Origin of the sequence: Cellulosimicrobium cellulans (assembly GCF_024124905.1) — a bacterium.
In the GTDB taxonomy this organism is placed as follows: domain Bacteria; phylum Actinomycetota; class Actinomycetes; order Actinomycetales; family Cellulomonadaceae; genus Cellulosimicrobium; species Cellulosimicrobium cellulans_G.
The window spans coordinates 13,245-31,735 of sequence record NZ_JAMXST010000004.1; the positions used below are offsets into that span (position 1 = coordinate 13,245).

The window sequence follows — 18,491 nt, forward strand, 5'->3', positions numbered from 1 at the left end:
TCACGGTTCGTCCGGCGTTTCCATGAGCCAGTCCTCGACCTCGAGACCGGGGACGCGAGAGAACTCGCGGACGTTGTTCGTCACCATGACGAGCCCGAGCGACCGGGCGTGCCCGGCGAGGAGGGCGTCGTAGGGCCTGATGGGCGTGCCGCGGGCGGCGAGGAGGGCGCGGACGCGGCCGGCGTGCATCGCCGCGAGACCGTCGAAGGGGAGCACGTCCACGAGCGACAGCAGCTCGTCCACGGCCTGACGGTTGCGATGCGGGTCGTCCGACCGCTCGATGCCGTACTCGAGCTCCATCTCGCTCACCGTCGAGACCGCGACGCGTCCCTCTGCCTCCCGAAGCCTCGGTCGCGCGGCTGCGCCGTTCCTCCGCAAGAGCGCGATCAGGACGTTCGTGTCCAGCAGGTAGAGCGTGCTCACAGGGCGCCGCGCTCCTCTGCGGTCCCCTGGTCGCGGTCGGGGAGGAAGTCGTCGGCGACGCGGAGCCCGTGGTCGAACCACTCGTCCCACCCGGAGCCGGCCGGCGTGATCACGCGGGACCTGCCGACGGCCCGGACCTCGACCTCGCGGACGTCGTCGGGCAGCGCGACCGCCTTGGGCAGGCGGACCGCCTGCGTCCGGTTGCTGCGGAACACCGTCGTGCGGACCATCGGGAAGCCTCCTCGGTCGTATATCCCGGGAGTATATCCTTACTCCTCACACGACCCCTGGTCCCGGGATACGGTGAGACGGTGACACTCGTCGAGCAGGACGGCCGTTCGGGCAGCGACCCGTCACGTGGTGACACCTCGATCGTCGACTGGTCGGCCGCCGCCCAGATCGCGGGCCGGCTCGCGCGCCCGGGACCCCAGGCGTCGCGCGACGAGCTCGCCGACCTGGTCGAGGGGCTGCGCGGCGCGGCGCAGGCCGCCGTGCCCCACGTGCTCGACGTGACGCGCATGAGTCCCGCCGCGGGCGGGTCGACGGCTGGGCCCACGACCGCACTCGGCACCGTGTACGTGGTGGACCGTGCGCGCTGGGCGCGCGCCAACACCGAGATCATGGCGTCGCTCACCGACGGCGTGACGGACGCGCTCGTCGGCGAGCGAGGACGCGTCCCGCAGGCGACGGCGCTCGTCGGGGCCGCCCAGGTCGGGTCGGTCCTCGCAGTCCTGTCCAGCCGGGTCCTCGGCCAGTTCGACCCCTACAGCGGGCTGGGAGGCACCGCGCCAGCGGCCGCGATCGGCGTCGTGCCCGACGGCGGCCCGTCCCCGGCGGCCACCGGCTCGCCCGGGCGGCTCGTGCTCGTGGCGCCGAACGTCCTCCAGGTGGAGCGCGCGCTGGATCTCAAGCCTGCCGACTTCCGCCTCTGGGTGTGCCTGCATGAGCAGACGCACGCGCTGCAGTTCGCCGCCGCGCCGTGGCTCGCCGACCACCTGCGCACGCGCGCGAGCGCGCTGCTCACCGAGCTCTCCGCGTCGTCGCGCCGGCTCGCCGAGGCGCGGCTGCGCGAGAAGCTCGCCACCGTGGGGCGCGCCGTCCTCCACGCCGTGCGCGGCGAGGAGGGGACCTTCGTGGACGGTCTGCTCACGCCCGAGGAGCAGGACCGCCTCGCCGACGTCACGGCCGTCATGGCCCTGCTGGAGGGCCACGCCGACGTGGCGATGGACGCCGTCGGGCCCCGCACCGTGCGCACGGTGCGCAGCATCCGCCGCAAGTTCGAGGCCCGGCGCGACGGCGAGGGGCGCTCCGGGTTCGACGTCGTGCTCCGGCGGGTGCTCGGCATGGACGCCAAGATCGCGCAGTACCGCGACGGCGCCGCGTTCGTGCGCGCGGTCGAGAGGGAGGTCGGGCGCGACGGGTTCAACGCCGTGTGGGCGGCGCCCGAGAACCTGCCGACCGCCCGCGAGATCGCCGACGCGCGCGCCTGGGTGCGCCGCGTCCACGGCTGAGCCGGTGGGCGGGCCGGCACCCGTCGTCGCCACCGCCCGGCGGGCCGTGCGCGGCGCGCTCGGGGACCTGGATCGCGGGGATCTCGTGCTCGTCGCGTGCTCGGGCGGCGCCGACTCGACGGCGCTCGCGGCCGCCACGGCGTTCGTCGCGCCCCGGCTCGGGCTGCGCGCGGGCGCCGTCGTCGTGGACCACGGGCTCCAGGCCGGCAGCGCGGGCGTCGCGGCGGACGCCGCGGAGCGCTGCCGGGGCCTCGGGCTCGACCCGGTCGAGGTGCGCCGCGTCGTCGTCCCGGCGTCGGGCGACGGCCCGGAGGCCGCCGCGCGCGCGGCCCGCTACGCGGCGCTCGACGCCGCGGCGAGCGAGCACGGCGCCGCCGCGGTGCTTCTGGGCCACACGTGCGACGACCAGGCGGAGACGGTGCTGCTCGGGCTCGCCCGCGGGGCCGGTGCTCGCTCGCTCGCCGGGATGGCGCCCCGACGCGGCGTCCACCGGCGCCCGTTCCTCGCGCTGCGGCGCGGGGACACCGAGGCCGTGTGCCGCACGCTCGGGCTCGCGTGGTGGGACGACCCCACGAACGGCCTGCCGGGCGACGACGCGACGCTGCCGGGCGCGACGGCGCCGCCCCTGCGCTCCCAGGTGCGCGCGCGCGTCGTGCCCCCGCTGGTCGACGTGCTCGGGCCCGGTGCCGTGCCGGCGCTCGCGCGCACCGCGGACCTGCTGCGCGACGACGCCGACCTGCTCGACGCGCTCGCCGCGGACCTCCTCGTGACCGCCCTGGTGGCGACTCCGGACGACGGCGAGGGCGGCCCGGTCGGCGAGCCCGCGGCGTCGGGCGCCGAGAACGTGGTGCTGGACGCCGGGGTGCTCGCCACCGCGCACCCGGCCCTCCGGCGTCGCGCGCTGCGGACGGCGGCGCTGCGCGCGGGCTGCCCCGCGGGCGACCTCTTCGCCGTGCACGTCGACGCGCTCGACGCGCTCGTCACGGCGTGGCGGGGTCAGGGACCCGTGCACCTGCCGGGCGACCTGAGGGCCGCGCGCGCGTGTGGCAGGCTTTCCCTGGGCCCGGACGCGACGCCCCGGCGCAGCATCCCCCCGCGAACCCCCACGATCCTCATCACCCCCACCACCCCCACACCTCAGGAGTGACCCCCGTGGAAGCATCGGACGTCGCAGGCGACCTCGAGAACATCCTGCTCACCGAGGAGCAGCTCGGAGCGCGGCTCGACGAGATCGCGGCGCAGATCGACCGCGACTACGCGGGCAAGGACCTCCTGCTCGTCGGCGTCCTCAAGGGCGCCGTCATGGTCATGGCGGACCTCGCGCGGCGCCTGCACAGCCACGTCGAGATGGACTGGATGGCGGTCTCGTCGTACGGGTCGGGGACCAAGTCCTCGGGCGTCGTGCGCATCCTCAAGGACCTCGACGCGGACCTCACGGGCCGCAACGTGCTCATCGTCGAGGACATCATCGACTCGGGTCTCACGCTCTCGTGGCTCCTGTCGAACCTGCGCTCGCGCGGGCCGGCGTCGGTCGAGATCGCGGCCATGCTGCGCAAGCCCGACGCCGCGAAGACCGACGTCGACGTCCGGTACGTCGGGTTCGACATCCCGAACGAGTTCGTCGTCGGCTACGGCCTCGACTACGCGGAGAAGTACCGCAACCTGCCGTTCGTCGGGACGCTCGCGCCGCACGTGTACTCGAGCTGAACGAGAGGCGGCCGCGCCCCCGGCCACGGGGGCGCGACGACCGCCCGCGTCCGGGCGGCGTGCCGCCCGCGCCCAGGCGACGTGGGCCACGCCCTGGGCGAACAGAGGCGTGATCCCCAGCAGGCGTCAAGGTCCAGAGTGTAGTTTCGAGCCCGAACACTTGCGCGAGCGGAGGGATCCGGGGCGCACGCCCCGTCGCCGATGAACATCAAGAAGATTCTCAGTGGGCCGATCGTCTGGATCGTCCTGGGCCTCGTGATCCTGTGGATCGCGTTCGCGACGCTGTCGCGCCCGACCGTCCAGCGCATCGACACGTCCCAGGGCCTCGAGCTGCTCTCGGGCGACACGGTCGAGCAGGCCCTCATCGTGGACGGCGACCAGCGCGTCCGGCTCACGCTGTCCAAGGACTACGTCGTCGACGAGGGCACGGACACCGAGGAGAACAAGGGCAAGAACGTCGAGTTCTACTACGTCCAGCCGCAGGGCGAGGCCGTGGTCGACGCGGTCGTCGCGGCGGAGCCGAAGGACGGGTACAACTCCGAGGTCGCGCAGCCGTCGTTCTGGTCCTCGCTGCTCGGCCTGCTCATCCCGTTCCTCATCATCGGCGTGCTCTTCTGGTTCCTGCTGTCGCGCATGCAGGGCGGCGGCTCGCGCGTCATGGGCTTCGGCAAGTCGCGCGCCAAGCTCGTCTCCAAGGACACCCCGCAGGTGACGTTCGCGGACGTCGCAGGCGCCGACGAGGCCGTCGAGGAGCTCCACGAGATCAAGGAGTTCCTCGCGGAGCCCGACAAGTTCCAGGCGGTCGGGGCCAAGATCCCCAAGGGCGTGCTGCTCTACGGCCCACCCGGGACGGGCAAGACGCTGCTCGCGCGCGCCGTCGCCGGCGAGGCCGGCGTGCCGTTCTACTCGATCTCCGGCTCGGACTTCGTGGAGATGTTCGTGGGCGTCGGTGCGAGCCGCGTCCGCGACCTGTTCACCCAGGCCAAGGAGAACTCGCCCGCGATCATCTTCGTCGACGAGATCGACGCCGTCGGCCGCCACCGCGGCGCCGGCATGGGCGGCGGTCACGACGAGCGCGAGCAGACGCTCAACCAGCTCCTCGTCGAGATGGACGGCTTCGACGTCAAGACGAACGTCATCCTCATCGCGGCGACCAACCGCCCCGACATCCTCGACCCGGCGCTCCTGCGCCCGGGCCGGTTCGACCGCCAGGTCGCCGTCGAGGCGCCCGACCTCAAGGGCCGCGAGGCGATCCTCCGCGTCCACGCGCAGGGCAAGCCGATCGTCCCCGAGATCGACCTCGCCGCCGTCGCGCGCCGCACGCCGGGCTTCACCGGCGCCGACCTCGCGAACGTGCTCAACGAGGCCGCGCTCCTCACCGCGCGCAGCGGCGCCCAGCTCATCGACGACCGCGCGCTCGACGAGGCGATCGACCGCGTCGTGGCCGGACCGCAGAAGCGCACGCGCGTCATGAACGTCAAGGAGCAGAAGATCACGGCGTACCACGAGGGCGGCCACGCCCTCGTCGCCGCGGCGATGCGCTACACGGACCCCGTCACCAAGGTGACGATCCTGCCGCGCGGCCGTGCGCTCGGGTACACCATGGTCATGCCGACCGAGGACAAGTACTCCACGACGCGCAACGAGCTGCTCGACCAGCTCGCGTACGCCATGGGCGGTCGCGTCGCCGAGGAGCTCGTCTTCCACGACCCGACGACGGGCGCCTCGAACGACATCGAGAAGGCCACGGCGATCGCGCGCAAGATGGTCACCGAGTACGGCATGAGCGAGCGCGTCGGCGCGATCAAGCTCGGCACGGGCTCGGGAGAGCCGTTCCTCGGCCGTGACATGGGCCACCAGCGCGACTACTCCGAGTCGGTCGCGGGCACGGTCGACCACGAGGTGCGCAAGCTCGTCGAGGCTGCGCACGACGAGGCGTGGGAGGTGCTCACGCAGTACCGCGACGTGCTCGACGCGCTCGTGCTCGAGCTCCTCGAGAAGGAGACGCTCAACCAGGCCGAGCTCGCGCGGGTGTTCTCGCCGGTCGAGAAGCGCGCGCCGCGCGACGTGTGGCTCTCGAGCGAGCAGCGCGCCGTCTCGCAGCGCGGGCCGGTCCTCACGGACGCCGAGAAGGCGGCGCAGAACGGCGCCCCGGTGATCCCGCAGGACGAGGCCGCGGCCGCGAACGACGAGCTGCCGCCCGAGCGCATCGGCGAGGTCCCGGCGGACAGCCCTCTCGACCGGGCGCTCGGCCGCGACGGCACCACCGACGTCACCGACGTGCGCGAGCCGGGGCAGGACTGATGGGCACCCCCACGGGCGCTCCCGCGGGCACCACCACGGGCGCGATCAACCGGGCCCGCTCGGCCGAGGACCTGCGTGCCCCCGCCGACGTGCCGCCGTACGACCAGGAGCGGGCCGAGGCCGCCGTGCGCGAGCTGCTGCTCGCGGTGGGGGAGGACCCGGACCGCGAGGGCCTGCGGGACACCCCCGCCCGGGTGGCGCGCGCGTACCGCGAGATCTTCGCGGGCCTGCGCCAGGAGGCGGCGGACGTCCTCACGACGACCTTCGACCTCGGCCACGAGGAGATGGTGCTCGTCAAGGACATCGAGGTGTACTCGACGTGCGAGCACCACCTCGTGCCGTTCCACGGCGTCGCGCACATCGGCTACATCCCCAACGTCGACGGGCGCATCACCGGCCTGTCGAAGCTCGCGCGTCTCGTCGAGGTCTTCGCGCGCCGCCCGCAGGTCCAGGAACGCCTCACGTCGCAGATCGCGGACGCGCTCGTGGAGCACCTGCAGCCGCGCGGCGCGATCGTCGTCGTCGAGTGCGAGCACCTGTGCATGTCGATGCGCGGCGTGCGCAAGCCGGGGTCGCGCACGGTGACGTCCGCGGTGCGCGGCCAGATGCGCGACGGCGCGACGCGGGCCGAGGCGATGAGCCTCATCCTGGGGCGCTAGTCCCGTGGACCGCTTCGTGGTCGCCGGGCTCGAGGAGCTGGCCGACGTGGGCCGCACGCTCGTCATGGGCGTCGTCAACGTCACGCCCGACTCGTTCTCCGACGGCGGGGAGTGGTACGAGCCCGACGCCGCGGTCGCGCACGGGCGCGAGCTGCTGGGCGAGGGCGCCGACGTCCTCGACGTGGGCGGCGAGTCGACCCGGCCCGGCGCCGGCCGCGTCCCCGTCGAGGCGGAGCTCGCGCGCGTGCTGCCCGTGATCTCCGCGCTCGCGGCGGAGGGAGCGGTCGTCAGCGTGGACACGACGCGCGCCGTGGTCGCCGAGCGCGCGGTCGCGGCGGGCGCGCGGATCATCAACGACGTCTCGGGCGGGCTCGCGGACCCGGCGATGGCCGACGTCGTCGCGCGCACGGGCGTCGCCTACGTCTGCATGCACTGGCGCGGGCACGCGGACGTCATGGACGACCTCGAGGACTACGACGACGTCGTCACGGACGTGCGCGACGAGCTCGCCGCGCGCGTGGACGGGCTCCTCGCGGCGGGCGTGCGGCGCGACCAGGTCGTCCTCGACCCGGGCCTGGGGTTCTCGAAGGCCGGGTCGTCCAACTGGCCCCTGCTGGCCCGCCTCGGCGAGCTCGAGGAGCTCGGCCTGCCGGTGCTGGTCGGCGCGTCCCGCAAGCGGTTCCTGGGCCACCTCCTCGCACGGTCCGACGGGCAGCCCGTGCCGCCCCTGCTGCGCGACGACGCGACCGCCGCGATCACGACGCTCGCCGCCGCCGCGGGCGCGTGGTGCGTGCGGGTCCACGCCGTCCGGGCCTCGGCCGACGCCGTGCGCGTCGCGGCGGCATGGTCCCGCGCAGGCGGGGCGGGGTGGGGCCCCCAGGACGGGAGCACGGGCGCGACCGACCGACCGAGGACCGGGAGCGACTCGACGGCGCGGCCCACGACCTAGCAGGATGGGCGACGGGCCCCGCGGCGCGGCCGGCCCGGCGCAGCACGACACACGCAACGAGACACGGTGCCGAGAGGTCCGTCCGCCCGACCGGCGGGCGGCGACGGAGCACCGGACGGGAGCACGACGTGACCACAGCGTTCGCAGGAGCGGTCCTCGACGCGGACGGACGGCCGTTCGACCGGATCCGGCTCACGGGCCTGAGCGCCACGGGGCACCACGGTGTCTTCGAGCACGAGAAGGCCGAGGGCCAGCTCTTCCGCGCCGACGTCGTGCTCCACCTCGACACGCGCGCCGCGGCGAGCGGGGACGACCTCGCCCAGACCGTGAGCTACGCGGGCGTCGCCGAGGACGTCGTGGCCGTGCTCGCGGGCTCGCCCGCCGACCTCGTCGAGACGGTGGCCGAGCGCATCGCCGCGACGATCCTCACCCACGACGAGGTCGTGGCGGTCGACGTCGCCGTGCACAAGCCCCAGGCGCCGATCACGGTCCCGTTCGAGGACGTCGAGGTCGTCATCCGCCGCGACCGCGTCGTCGTGCCGGTCGTCGGGCCGCTCGCCCGCCGGTCCGAGCAGCACGGCCTGCGCGACGGGCAGCCCGTCGCGCCGATCCCCGTGGGCTCGGTCGCCCCGGCGCTCATCCACGGCGTCGGGGACGCCCCGGTCTCCGAGGACCGCGCCGAGCTGGCCCCCGCGCCCGACGTCATGCCCCCGAGCATCCCCCCGGGCACGACGCCGGTCCCCGACGTCCCGTCTCCCACGGCCGAGGACCTGCCCGAGCCGCCGTACGGGACCGCGCACGAGGCGGCGCACGAGCCGGGAGCGGGCGGACCGCTCCTCGACGACGCGTCCGACGCGACGCGGGAGGCGCCGGTCGTGGACGCGCCGACGGCGCCGACCGGCGACGACTCGACGGCCGCGGCGCCCGCCGCGGCCGCACCGGAGGAGCCGACCTACGTCGCCCGGCCCGCCGAGGAGCAGAGCCCGGCGTCGTACGACGCGCTGCTCGAGGCCGTCGCACCGCCGGCCGCGGTCGCGCCCGCCCCGGAGCCGATGCCGGGCGCGTCCGCCGCACCGGAGCCGACCCCGGCCGCTGCCGAGCCCGTCGCCCCGGCGAACCCGGCCGCCGACGCGGTCGCCGTGCCCCTGCCGGAGCGGGGCACGGAACCCGCGCCCGAGGCTGCTCCCGCTCCGTTCGACGAGCCCGCGCAGCACGCCGGTCAGCCCGAGCCCGCTGCGCCGACGTCCGCGCCGCTCGCCGCGGCCGCCGCACCGCTCGCCGCGGCCGCCGCGCCGCTCGCGGCGTCGCCCGACGCGGGCGCTCCGGTCGCGGCACCCGAGGAACCGGCTGCGCCGGGTCCGGCGGACGAGGCGCCGCCCGCCGAGCACGACCGCATGGACGACGTCCCCGCCGGGTTCGTCGAGGTGGTGCTCGCCCTCGGAGCGAACCTCGGCGACGCGCAGCAGACCCTGCGCGACGCGATCACCGACCTCGACCGGATCTCCGGGCTCGAGATCACGGAGGTCTCGCCGCTCGCGCGGACGGCCGCGGTGGGCGGCCCCGACCAGCCCGACTTCCTCAACATCGTCCTGCTCGCGCGCACGCGACTCTCGGCCCGTGACCTGCTGCACGCGTGCCAGGCCGTCGAGCACGCCCACGGCCGGGTGCGCGACGAGCGCTGGGGGCCGCGCACCCTCGACGTCGACCTCGTCGTGTACGGCACGCTGACGGCCGTCGCCGACGACCTGGAGCTGCCGCACCCGCGCGCCCACGAGCGGGCGTTCGTGCTCGAGCCCTGGTCGCAGATCGACCCCGACGCCGTGCTGCCCGGTCTCGGCGGGGGACCGGTCGCCGCGCTCGCGGCGACCGCGCCCGACCGGGGCGGGATCCGGTGGCTCGCGCTCGACTGGCTGACCGACGCCGCGCCCGAGCCCACCGGGGCGGTCCCGGTCGCCACCGGGGGCTCCGACGCCCCCGCCCCGTCGGCCCCCGCGCCGGCAGAGCACGGGGTCGTCGACGACCCGTACCGGCAGCCGTCGGACGACGCCGCGACCGGACCCCAGCACGCGCCCTCGACCTCGGGGCCGACGCCCGTCGGCGCGCAGGCGGCACCGGCGGACGGCCCCGCGCCGACCGGGCTCCCGCACCCGCCCGTCCCGCCGCAGACCCCGCAGCAGCCGCAGGCGCCGCACCCGGCGGTGCCCGAGCGTCCTGCGGCCCCGCAGCAGCCGCTGCCCCAGCGGCCCCCGACCCCGCAGCAGCAGCTGCCCGCTCAGCCGGTGCCGCCGCAGGAGCCCCTCGCCCCGGGCGCGGCGCTCCCCGTCGCCCCGCCGCAGGCCGCGGTCCCGCCGCAGGCGACCGCCCCGTCGGAGGCGCCCGTGGTCCGGCCCGTCTTCGCCCCGGTCTCCGAGGGCGTGGTGCCCCCCGCGGAGGGGCCGTCCACGACGGTCGTCCCGGACGGGTCGTTCGGGACGCAGCAGGACGGGGCGGGCGTCGCGCCGTTCCCCGGGCCGTCGCACCGTCCGGCGACGCTGCCCGACCCGGAGCCCCCGGCGCAGGACGTGGTCCGGCCCGCGGAGCACGGTGCCTCGGCGTTCACCTCCTTCGCGCCGGTCCACCCGGCGGCGCCGCCGGTCGCGGCACCGCACGCGCCGGCCCCCGCGGGCCCGGCGGACGCCGTCGACGACGGCATGATCCGGTCGGTGCCGTTCGCCCCGGTCCAGCCGCCCGTCCACTCGCCGAACCAGGCGTCGGCCCCCGGGCCGCTCGCCGACGCGTCGCTGCCCCCGGCGACCGACCCGTGGCCGCCGTTCGGTCCGGTCTCGGGCGCCGCGAACGACGCCCAGCGCTGATGCGGCGCACCTCGGTCCGCACCCTCCTGCTCGTGGCGGTCGCCACGGCGGTCGTGGGCTGGTTCGTCGTACGGCTCCTCCAGGGCCGAGGCACGCACCTGCCGGCGGTGCCGTGGATCGTGGACGTCGCGGTCGTCGCGCTCGCAGGGGCGGTGTTCTGGGCCGGGTGGACCGTCCGCGCGTACCAGCGGGGCAAGCGGCCCTCGCTCGACGCGATCCGCGCGGCCCGCACGTTCGTGCTGGCCAAGGCCGCCGCGCTCACGGGCGCGCTGCTCGCGGGCTGGTACGGCGCGCAGGTGCTCGTGACCCTGCCCGACCTCTCGATCGAGGCGCAGCGCGACCGCGCGGTGGCGGCGGGCGTCGCGGTCGCGTGCGCGGTGCTGCTCGCCGTGGTGGGGCTCGTGGCGGAGCGGTTCTGCCAGCTCCCGCCCGACGACCGCGGCGAGGGTCGCGAGGGCTCGACGACGCGCGAGGACCCGGAGACGCCGGGCGCGAGCACGCCCGCCTGACGCCGCGGCGCGTGGGCGTGACGCACGACACGTGACCCGGGGCGCACCGGGACGGGATGGGAGAATCGACGCATGACCGACCCTGCACGGGACACCGATCCCCGCGGCACCGGCCCCTTCGACCCGCCCGGCGTCGAGTGGACGCGCGTGTCGCCCCGGCTGATCACCGCGCGCCTGCTGTCGGTCGGCATCACGCTCGCGGTGCCGGCCGTCGCGGCGGTCGTGCTGGCGATCCTCTTCCCGCACTGGTGGCAGTGGCTCGTGCTCGGGGTGCTCGTGCTCCTCGGGCTGTGGGCGCTCGTGCTCGTCCCGCGCCAGGTGCGCGCGATCGGGTACGCCGAGCGCGACGACGACCTGCTGATCCGCCACGGCATCATGTTCCGCCAGCTCGTGGTCGTGCCGTACGGCCGCATGCAGTACGTCGACGTGCAGGCCGGGCCGCTCGCGCGCAAGCTCGGCATCGCGCAGGTGCAGCTCCACACGGCGTCGGCGTCGACCGACGCGACGATCGACGGTCTCGAGCCCGCCGAGGCGGAGCGCCTGCGCGACCGTCTCGCGTCGCGCGGCGAGGCGAGGCTGGCGGGCCTGTGAGCGAAGCACCGGCCACCGACGACCTCGTGTGGCACCGGGTGCACCCGGTCACCCCGCTCGTGCGCGGCTGGACGGTCATCGCGGTGCTGCTCGTCGTCGTCGGGCAGCAGACGCTCAACGGCCTGCCGGAGGGCGAGAACCTCCTCGAGGGGAACCGCTGGTGGATGATCCTCCTCGGCATCCTCGTGGTCGGGCTCGTGGGACTGGGGTACTCGGCGCTCGCGTGGCGCATGACGAGCTACGCGGTCGACGACGAGTCCGTGCACCTGCGCACGGGCGTGCTGTTCCGGCAGCAGCGCAAGGCGCGGCTGGACCGGCTCCAGGCGGTCGACGTCGTGCAGCCGCTCCTCGCGCGCTTCTTCGGCCTCGCGGAGCTCAAGCTCGAGGTCGCCGGGGGCGCGGACTCGGGCGTGAAGCTCGGCTTCCTCAAGGAGGTGGAGGCCAACCGGCTGCGCAACGACCTGCTCGCGCGCGCCGCCGGACTGCGGGTCGCGCGCGAGCGCCCGGTCGGCGTCCCGACGGCGGACGCCACCGGGACGGAGGGGACCGTCGCTGGCCCGCCCGGCGCGACGCCCGACGCCGGGGCGGACGCACCCGGGCCGGTGGCCGACGGGCTCCTGGTCGCCCCCGAGGCGCCCGAGCAGCCGGTCACCGCGGTCGGGCCGGGGCGGCTCGTCGCCTCGCTCGTCCGGTCGGGCGCGACGGTCGGCCTCGTCCTCGGTGTCCTGGGGATCGCCGGGGTCGTCGTCGGCACGCGCGAGATCGGGATCCTGTTCAGCGCCCTGCCCGCGGTCCTCGGGTTCGGCGGTTTCCTGTTCTCCCGGTTCTCGGGCGAGTTCGGCTTCCGCTCGGCGATCTCGCCCGACGGCATCCGGCTGCGGCACGGCCTCCTGGAGACCCGGTCCCAGACGATCCCGCCCGGGCGCGTCCAGGCCGTGCGGCTGCGGCAGGGCCCGTTCTGGCGCGGGCCGGACTGGTGGCGGGTCGACGTCAACGTCGCGGGCTACGGCGTGAGCTCCGACGGCTCGGACACGACGAGCGTGCTCCTGCCCGTCGGGACGCGCGACGAGGCGCTCGCCGCGCTGTGGCTCGTCCTGCCCGACCTCGGCACGTCCGACCCGCGCGCCCTCCTCGACGAGGGCCTGTCCGGCCTCGACGCGGGCGAGCACTTCACGGTGACCCCGCGGCGCGCGCGCCTGCTCGACCTCGTGTCGTGGCGGCGCAACGGCTTCGCCGTGACCGACCGCGCGCTCGTGCTGCGCGGCGGGCGGGTGTTCCGCAGCCTCGTCGTCGTGCCGCACGAGCGCACGCAGTCGCTCGGGCTCGAGCAGGGCCCGCTGCAGCGCCGGTTCGACGTCGCGACGTTCGCGGTGCACTCCACGCCCGGCCCGGTGTCGCCGAAGGTCTGGCACCTCGACGCGGGCGACGCCGCGCGCCTCCTCGACACCCAGGCCGAGCGCGCTCGCGAGGCCCGTGCGCACGCCGGCCCGGAGCTGTGGATGCGTCGCGACGACGTCCCGCTGGTACCCGCCTCCGCGCCCGGTGCCGGGGGCGCACCCGGCGCGCACGCCCCCGAGCCGCGGGTCGGCGACGGGGAGCAGCCGTGAGCGCGGCGGGATCGCGGCCGGGGCGCCTCGGCGTGGGCGTCGTCGGCGCAGGCCGCGTCGGCGCCGTGCTCGGCAGCGCGCTGCGCGCCACCGGCCACGCGGTCGTCGGCGCGAGCGGCGTGTCCGACGCCTCGCGCGAGCGGATCGAGACCCTCCTGCCCGGCGTGCCGGTGCTGGAGGTCCCGCAGGTCGTGGAGCGCGCGGAGCTCGTGCTCCTCGCCGTGCCCGACGACGCGCTGGGCGACCTGGTCCGCGGCCTCGCCGACGTGGGGGCCTGGCAGCCGGGGCAGATCGTGGTGCACACGTCCGGTCGCTACGGGACCTCGGTGCTCGACCCGGCCCGCGCCGCAGGGGCGATCCCGCTCGCCCTGCACCCGGCCATGACCTTCACCGGCACGTCGCTCGACCTCGCGCGGCTCGAGGGCACGACGTTCGCCGTCACCGCGCCGGGGCCGGTCCTGCCGATCGGGCAGGCGCTCGTCGTCGAGCTCGGCGGGGAGCCCGTCGTCGTGGCGGAGGAGTCCCGCGGCCTCTACCACGCGGCCCTCGCGCACGGGGCGAACCACCTCGTCGTCCTCGTCGCCCAGGCGGCGCAGGCGCTGGAGGCCGCGGGCGTCGACCGGCCGGGGCGCGCGCTCGCCCCGCTGCTCGCCGCCGCGCTCGACGGCGCGACCCGCGGCGCCGACGCGGGCGCCGAGTCGGGGACCGGGTCGGGCGCCGGCGCTCTCCTCGGCCTCACCGGTCCCGTGGTGCGCGGCGACGTCGGCACCGTCCGCGAGCACCTGGCCGCCCTCGACGCGCTCGCGGCGACGAGCGACGCGGCCGACGTGCCGCCGTCGTACCGGGCGCTGAGCCGCGCCGCGACCCACCGCGCGCTCGCGGGCGGTCGCCTCGACGAGCGGACGGCCCGCGCGCTGCTCGACGCGCTCGGCGCGGACCCCGACGAGCCCGCCGCCCCCTCCGACCCTGAGGGTGCGCGGCACGACGACGAAGGAACGGCATGACCACCACCCCCCGCCCGGCCGCCTCGGCCGCCTCGGCCGACGTCTCGACCGCGACCCCGCGCGTCGTCGCGACCCGTGCCGACCTCCGCGCGACGCTCGACGCCTGGTCCGCCGAGCACCCGGGCGCGCGCCGCGCCGTCGTCATGACGATGGGCGCGCTGCACGCCGGGCACCTCGAGCTCGTGCGGCGGGCGCGGGCCGAGGTCGGGCCGCACGGCCAGGTCGTGGTCACCGACTTCGTCAACCCGCTCCAGTTCGGGCCGGGCGAGGACTTCGAGCGCTACCCGCGCGACGTCGCGGCGGACGTCGCGCTCCTCGCGGCCGCCGGAGCCGACGTCGCGGTGGACGTCGTCTTCGCCCCGACCGTCGAGGAGCTGTACCCGGACCTCGGGTCGACGGGCGGCACCGGCCCGATCGTCCGGGTCACCTCGGGCCGGATCGGCACCGTGCTGGAGGGCGCGTCGCGACCCGGCCACTTCGACGGCGTGCTCACGGTCGTCCTCAAGCTGCTCCACCTCGTGCGCCCGGACGTCGCGGTGTTCGGGGCCAAGGACGCGCAGCAGCTCCTCGCGGTGCGGCGCCTGGTCGCCGACCTCGATCTCGACGTGGAGATCCTCGCGGTGCCCACCGTGCGCGAGGCGGACGGCCTCGCGCGCTCGTCGCGCAACGCCTACCTGTCGCCCGCCGAGCGGGACCGGGCGCTCGCGCTGAGCCGTGCCCTGCGGGCCGGGCAGGGCGCCGCGGCGGCGGGCGCCGACGCCGGGAGCGTCCTCGCCGCGGCGCGGGGAATCCTGGACGCCGCCGACGGCGTTGACCTGGATTACGTGGTGCTCGTCGATCCCGCTACCGTGGAGGACCTGGCGCCCGGCGCCGTCGGCCCCGGGCTCCTCCTGGTCGCGGCACGCGTGGGCACCACCCGTCTCATCGACAACGCGGCCGTCGAGATCGCGCCGCCCGCGACCCGGGCCGCCGACCCCGTCGGCCGTGCCCCCGCACCTGGAGGTACCGCGTGACCGCGCCGACCCCGCCGAGCCGGCACCGTCGTCCGGCGTCCCTGCAGCGCCCCATGATGATCGGCAAGATCCACCGCGCGACGGTGACGCAGGCCGACCTGCACTACGTCGGCTCGATCACCGTGGACGCCGACCTGCTCGACGCCGCGGACCTCTACCCGGGCCAGCAGGTCGACGTCGTGGACGTCACCAACGGAGCCCGCCTGACGACGTACGTCATCCCGGGCGAGCGCGGCGCGGGGCAGGTGTGCATCAATGGCGCCGCCGCGCACCTCGTGAAGCCGGGCGACGTGGTCATCCTCATCGCCTACGGCATGCTCGACGACGCCGACGCGCGCACCTACCTGCCGAACGTCGTCTTCGTGGACGCGCAGAACCGGATCGTCGAGCTCTCGGACGAGCCCGGCCTCGTGCCCGCGGGTCACGGCCTCGAGGCGAGCGGGCTGCCGTTCGGCCCGTTCCGCGCCGGGGGCGGCGCGGGGGCGGCCGGCGGCGACGCGTCCGTGGTGCGCCCCGCGTGAGCGGACGCGGCGGGTCCTCGACGCCTGCGGTCGTTCGGACGCTCGCCCGGACCCTCGCCGCCCCGGCGCCGGGCTGGACGACGACGACGGACGTCGTCGTCGTCGGCTCGGGCATCGCGGGCCTCACCGCCGCGCTCGAGCTGCGCACGAGAGTGCCGCGCGTCCTGCTCGTGACGAAGGGCGAGCTGTCGTCGGGCTCCACGGTGTGGGCGCAGGGCGGCATCGCCGCGGCGCTCGACCCCGAGGACTCGCCCGAGGCGCACCTCGCGGACACGCTCGTCGCGGGCGGCGGCGTGTGCGACCCGGCCGCCGTCGAGGTGCTCGTCACCGAGGGTCCGGCGCGCGTGCGCGAGCTCGTCGCGCGCGGCGCGAACTTCGACCGGGCCGAGAACGGCGACATCGCCCTGACGCGCGAGGGCGGTCACCACGCCGACCGCATCGCGCACGCGGGCGGCGACGCGACCGGGGCCGAGATCTCGCGCGCTCTCGTCGCACAGCTCGAGGCGGTCCGCGCCGACCCGGGCATCGAGGTCATCGAGAACGCGCTCGTGCTCGACGTCCTCACCGGTGCAGGACCGGACGGCTCCCCGCGTGCCTGCGGTGTCACGCTCCACGTGCGCGGCGAGGGCACGCGCGACGGCGTCGGGGCGGTGCTCGCGCGCGCGGTCGTGCTCGCGACCGGGGGAGTGGGGCAGGTGTTCCGCTCGTCGACCAACCCGCCGCAGGCCACGGGCGACGGCATCGCCGCGGCGCTGCGTGCGGGCGCGACGCTCGGCGACCTCGAGTTCGTGCAGTTCCACCCCACGGTGCTGTGGCTCGGCCTCGGCGCCAAGGGGCAGCTCCCGCTCATCTCCGAGGCCGTGCGGGGCGAGGGCGCGATCCTCCTCGACACCGACGGCCACCGGTTCATGCCCGCGCAGCACCCCATGGCCGAGCTCGCGCCGCGCGACGTCGTCGCGCACGCGATCGTGCGGCAGATGGCCGCGACGGGCTCGGACCACGTGCTGCTCGACGCGCGCCACCTCGGCGCCGACTTCCTGCGCTCGCGCTTCCCCACGATCACCGAGCGGCTCGCGGAGAACGGCCTCGACTGGACCGAGGAGCCCGTCCCCGTGGCGCCCGCGCAGCACTACCACTCGGGCGGTGTCGTGACCGACCTGCACGGGAGGTCCACCGTCGACGGCCTCTACGCCATCGGCGAGGTCGCGTGCACGGGCGTCCACGGCGCCAACCGGCTCGCCTCCAACTCGCTGCTCGAGGGCCTGGTGTTCGCGCACCGCGCGGCGCGCCAGATCACCGACCGGGTCGCGGCGGGCGAGCTCGAGCAGGTCGAGCCGTCCGGCCGGCCGGGGCCGTCCGCGCTCGTCGCGGCCGCGGCGCGCTCACGCATCCAGTCGATCGCCTCGGCGGGCCCCGGCGTGATCCGCGACGGCGACGGCCTCGCCGTCGCCGCGGCCCGGCTCGCCGCGGTCCGGACCGACGCGCACGAGGCGAGCGACGTCGTCGCACAGCCGCAGGCCGCGGAGTGGGAGACGACGAACGTCCACCAGGTCGCGACCGCCCTCACCGCGGCGGCGGCGCTGCGCACGGAGAGCCGCGGCGGCCACTTCCGCACCGACTTCCCGGACACGGACCCGGCCTGGGAGCGCCGCGTCTTGGTGTCGCTCGACGCCGACGGAACGCTCCGCGTCGGCTGACGGACCCCGCGCCGAGCACGACGTTGCGGTCGTCATCCGCCGGATAACGACCGCAACGTCGTGCTCGACGGAGCGCAGGGTCGTGCTCGGCGCCACGCGGGGCCGACTACCGTGGGGGCGTGAGCAGCCCTGCCGAGCCCGTGCCCGCCCTTCCGTCCGACGGCGGAGCGCCGCCCGTCCCGTCACGCGTCGAGCCGGGGCTCGACCCGGCGTGGATCGCCGAGACCGTCGAGCGGGCGCTCGACGAGGACCTGGGCGTCGCGCCGGGTCGCGACGTCACGACGCAGGCGACCGTGCCGCCGTCGGCCACGGGGACCGCGCACCTCGTGGCGCGCGCGGACGGGGTCGTGGCGGGGCTCGTCGTCGTCGAGGAGGTGACGCGGCAGGTCGCGGAGCGGTTCGGCCTCCCGCTCGTCGAGGTGACGTTCGTCGCGTCCGACGGCGAGGCCGTCGGCCGCGGCCGCGTGCTCGCCGCGCTGACCGGCCCCGTCCAGGTGCTGCTCACCGCCGAGCGCACGCTGCTCAACCTCGCGAGCCGCGCGTCGGGCGTCGCGACGGCGACGCGTGCGTGGGCGCGCGAGCTCGCCGGGACGGGCGCGCAGGTGCTGGACACGCGCAAGACGACGCCCGGCCTGCGCGCGCTGGAGAAGTACGCCGTGCGCGCCGGGGGCGGGACGAACAAGCGCATGGGGCTCTACGACGTCGCGATGGTCAAGGACAACCACGTCGTGGCCGCCGGGTCGGTGAGCGCCGCGATCGACGCGATCCGCCGCACGTTCCCGGACGTGCTCGTCCAGGTCGAGGCCGACACGACGGCACAGGCGCTCGAGGCCGTCGCGGCGGGCGCGGACTTCCTGCTGCTCGACAACATGCCGACCCCGGTCCTCGCCGAGACGGTCGCAGCCGTCCGGGCGCGCGAGGGGACGGACGGCGTCCCGGCGAAGGTCGAGCTCGAGGCGACGGGCAACCTCACGCTGGACCGCGCGCGCGAGGTCGCGGGCACCGGCGTCGACTACCTCTCGGTCGGCGCGCTCACCCACTCGGCCCCGATCCTGGACCTCGCGCTCGACCTCCTCCCCACCCTCCCGCCGAGGTAGAGCCCTGGTCTCGCGAGGTAGAGCCCTGGTCATGACCACGGCTCTAC

The 18,491-nt window shown here is 76.2% G+C and carries 17 protein-coding genes; 15 read left to right on the plus strand and 2 right to left on the minus strand.

Going from position 1 to position 18,491, the window contains the following annotated elements:
* Together NHH00_RS12315 and vapB are read right to left on the minus strand one after the other, a co-directional pair.
* Positions 1-423, minus strand: a complete 423-nt coding sequence (locus NHH00_RS12315) for a type II toxin-antitoxin system VapC family toxin (protein WP_253052554.1) — start codon at positions 421-423, stop codon at positions 1-3.
* On the minus strand, positions 420-653 hold the full coding sequence (vapB, locus tag NHH00_RS12320; protein WP_253052556.1) for a type II toxin-antitoxin system VapB family antitoxin: 234 nt from the start codon (positions 651-653) through the stop codon (positions 420-422). The genes NHH00_RS12315 and vapB overlap by 4 nt, the downstream gene beginning before the upstream one ends.
* An 81-nt stretch (positions 654-734) precedes the next feature.
* Between vapB and NHH00_RS12325 the strand changes: the two genes are divergently transcribed.
* The 15 genes from NHH00_RS12325 to nadC all read left to right on the plus strand — a co-directional run bounded on the left by NHH00_RS12325 (position 735) and on the right by nadC (position 18,444).
* Positions 735-1,934 (plus strand): zinc-dependent metalloprotease, encoded by a 1,200-nt coding sequence (locus NHH00_RS12325; protein ID WP_253052558.1) that lies wholly within the window; start codon positions 735-737, stop codon positions 1,932-1,934.
* Positions 1,935-1,938: 4 nt separating this feature from the next.
* A complete protein-coding gene (gene tilS, locus NHH00_RS12330; protein ID WP_253052560.1) occupies positions 1,939-3,081 on the plus strand; it encodes a tRNA lysidine(34) synthetase TilS in 1,143 nt (380 codons plus the stop codon).
* A gap of 5 nt (positions 3,082-3,086) precedes the next feature.
* Positions 3,087-3,641: a hypoxanthine phosphoribosyltransferase gene (gene hpt / locus NHH00_RS12335; RefSeq protein WP_047233909.1), complete on the plus strand. Its 555-nt coding sequence runs from the start codon at positions 3,087-3,089 to the stop codon at positions 3,639-3,641.
* 201 nt (positions 3,642-3,842) lie between these two features.
* Positions 3,843-5,945 carry an ATP-dependent zinc metalloprotease FtsH gene (gene ftsH, locus NHH00_RS12340; RefSeq protein WP_253052562.1) on the plus strand — a complete coding sequence of 701 codons (2,103 nt, stop codon included), beginning with the start codon at positions 3,843-3,845 and terminating at the stop codon, positions 5,943-5,945.
* Positions 5,945-6,604: a GTP cyclohydrolase I FolE gene (gene folE, locus NHH00_RS12345; protein WP_253052564.1), complete on the plus strand. Its 660-nt coding sequence runs from the start codon at positions 5,945-5,947 to the stop codon at positions 6,602-6,604. The genes ftsH and folE overlap by 1 nt, the downstream gene beginning before the upstream one ends.
* Positions 6,605-6,668: 64 nt before the next feature.
* Positions 6,669-7,553, plus strand: coding sequence for a dihydropteroate synthase (gene folP, locus NHH00_RS12350; protein WP_253053625.1), 885 nt, complete (start codon positions 6,669-6,671; stop codon positions 7,551-7,553).
* A gap of 128 nt (positions 7,554-7,681) precedes the next feature.
* Positions 7,682-10,405: a 2-amino-4-hydroxy-6-hydroxymethyldihydropteridine diphosphokinase gene (gene folK / locus NHH00_RS12355; protein ID WP_253052566.1), complete on the plus strand. Its 2,724-nt coding sequence runs from the start codon at positions 7,682-7,684 to the stop codon at positions 10,403-10,405.
* A complete protein-coding gene (locus tag NHH00_RS12360; protein WP_253052568.1) occupies positions 10,405-10,914 on the plus strand; it encodes a DUF3180 domain-containing protein in 510 nt (169 codons plus the stop codon). The genes folK and NHH00_RS12360 overlap by 1 nt, the downstream gene beginning before the upstream one ends.
* Positions 10,915-10,986: 72 nt before the next feature.
* Positions 10,987-11,505, plus strand: coding sequence for a PH domain-containing protein (locus tag NHH00_RS12365; RefSeq protein ID WP_253052570.1), 519 nt, complete (start codon positions 10,987-10,989; stop codon positions 11,503-11,505).
* Positions 11,502-13,112 carry a PH domain-containing protein gene (locus tag NHH00_RS12370; RefSeq protein ID WP_253052572.1) on the plus strand — a complete coding sequence of 537 codons (1,611 nt, stop codon included), beginning with the start codon at positions 11,502-11,504 and terminating at the stop codon, positions 13,110-13,112. Before NHH00_RS12365 ends, NHH00_RS12370 begins: the two co-directional genes overlap by 4 nt.
* Positions 13,109-14,116, plus strand: a complete 1,008-nt coding sequence (locus NHH00_RS12375; protein WP_253052574.1) for a Rossmann-like and DUF2520 domain-containing protein — start codon at positions 13,109-13,111, stop codon at positions 14,114-14,116. Before NHH00_RS12370 ends, NHH00_RS12375 begins: the two co-directional genes overlap by 4 nt.
* On the plus strand, positions 14,113-15,129 hold the full coding sequence (gene panC / locus NHH00_RS12380) for a pantoate--beta-alanine ligase (RefSeq protein ID WP_253052576.1): 1,017 nt from the start codon (positions 14,113-14,115) through the stop codon (positions 15,127-15,129). The genes NHH00_RS12375 and panC overlap by 4 nt, the downstream gene beginning before the upstream one ends.
* A gap of 53 nt (positions 15,130-15,182) precedes the next feature.
* Positions 15,183-15,650, plus strand: a complete 468-nt coding sequence (gene panD / locus NHH00_RS12385; RefSeq protein WP_253053637.1) for an aspartate 1-decarboxylase — start codon at positions 15,183-15,185, stop codon at positions 15,648-15,650.
* The gene (locus NHH00_RS12390) at positions 15,647-17,347 is read left to right on the plus strand and encodes an L-aspartate oxidase (RefSeq protein WP_253052578.1); all 1,701 of its coding nucleotides are present in this window, start codon (positions 15,647-15,649) and stop codon (positions 17,345-17,347) included. The genes panD and NHH00_RS12390 overlap by 4 nt, the downstream gene beginning before the upstream one ends.
* A gap of 140 nt (positions 17,348-17,487) precedes the next feature.
* On the plus strand, positions 17,488-18,444 hold the full coding sequence (nadC, locus tag NHH00_RS12395; RefSeq protein ID WP_253053639.1) for a carboxylating nicotinate-nucleotide diphosphorylase: 957 nt from the start codon (positions 17,488-17,490) through the stop codon (positions 18,442-18,444).
* Positions 18,445-18,491: the final 47 nt, after the last annotated feature.

What these genes read in the sequence shown, in the direction of transcription:
- vapB (WP_253052556.1), bottom strand. Translation starts at nt 653, where the DNA reads ATGGTCCGCACGACGGTGTTCCGCAGCAACCGGACGCAGGCGGTCCGC.
- ftsH (WP_253052562.1), top strand. Translation starts at nt 3,843, where the DNA reads ATGAACATCAAGAAGATTCTCAGTGGGCCGATCGTCTGGATCGTCCTG.
- folE (WP_253052564.1), top strand. Translation starts at nt 5,945, where the DNA reads ATGGGCACCCCCACGGGCGCTCCCGCGGGCACCACCACGGGCGCGATC.
- folP (WP_253053625.1), top strand. Translation starts at nt 6,669, where the DNA reads ATGGGCGTCGTCAACGTCACGCCCGACTCGTTCTCCGACGGCGGGGAG.
- NHH00_RS12360 (WP_253052568.1), top strand. Translation starts at nt 10,405, where the DNA reads ATGCGGCGCACCTCGGTCCGCACCCTCCTGCTCGTGGCGGTCGCCACG.
- NHH00_RS12365 (WP_253052570.1), top strand. Translation starts at nt 10,987, where the DNA reads ATGACCGACCCTGCACGGGACACCGATCCCCGCGGCACCGGCCCCTTC.
- panC (WP_253052576.1), top strand. Translation starts at nt 14,113, where the DNA reads ATGACCACCACCCCCCGCCCGGCCGCCTCGGCCGCCTCGGCCGACGTC.
- panD (WP_253053637.1), top strand. Translation starts at nt 15,183, where the DNA reads ATGATGATCGGCAAGATCCACCGCGCGACGGTGACGCAGGCCGACCTG.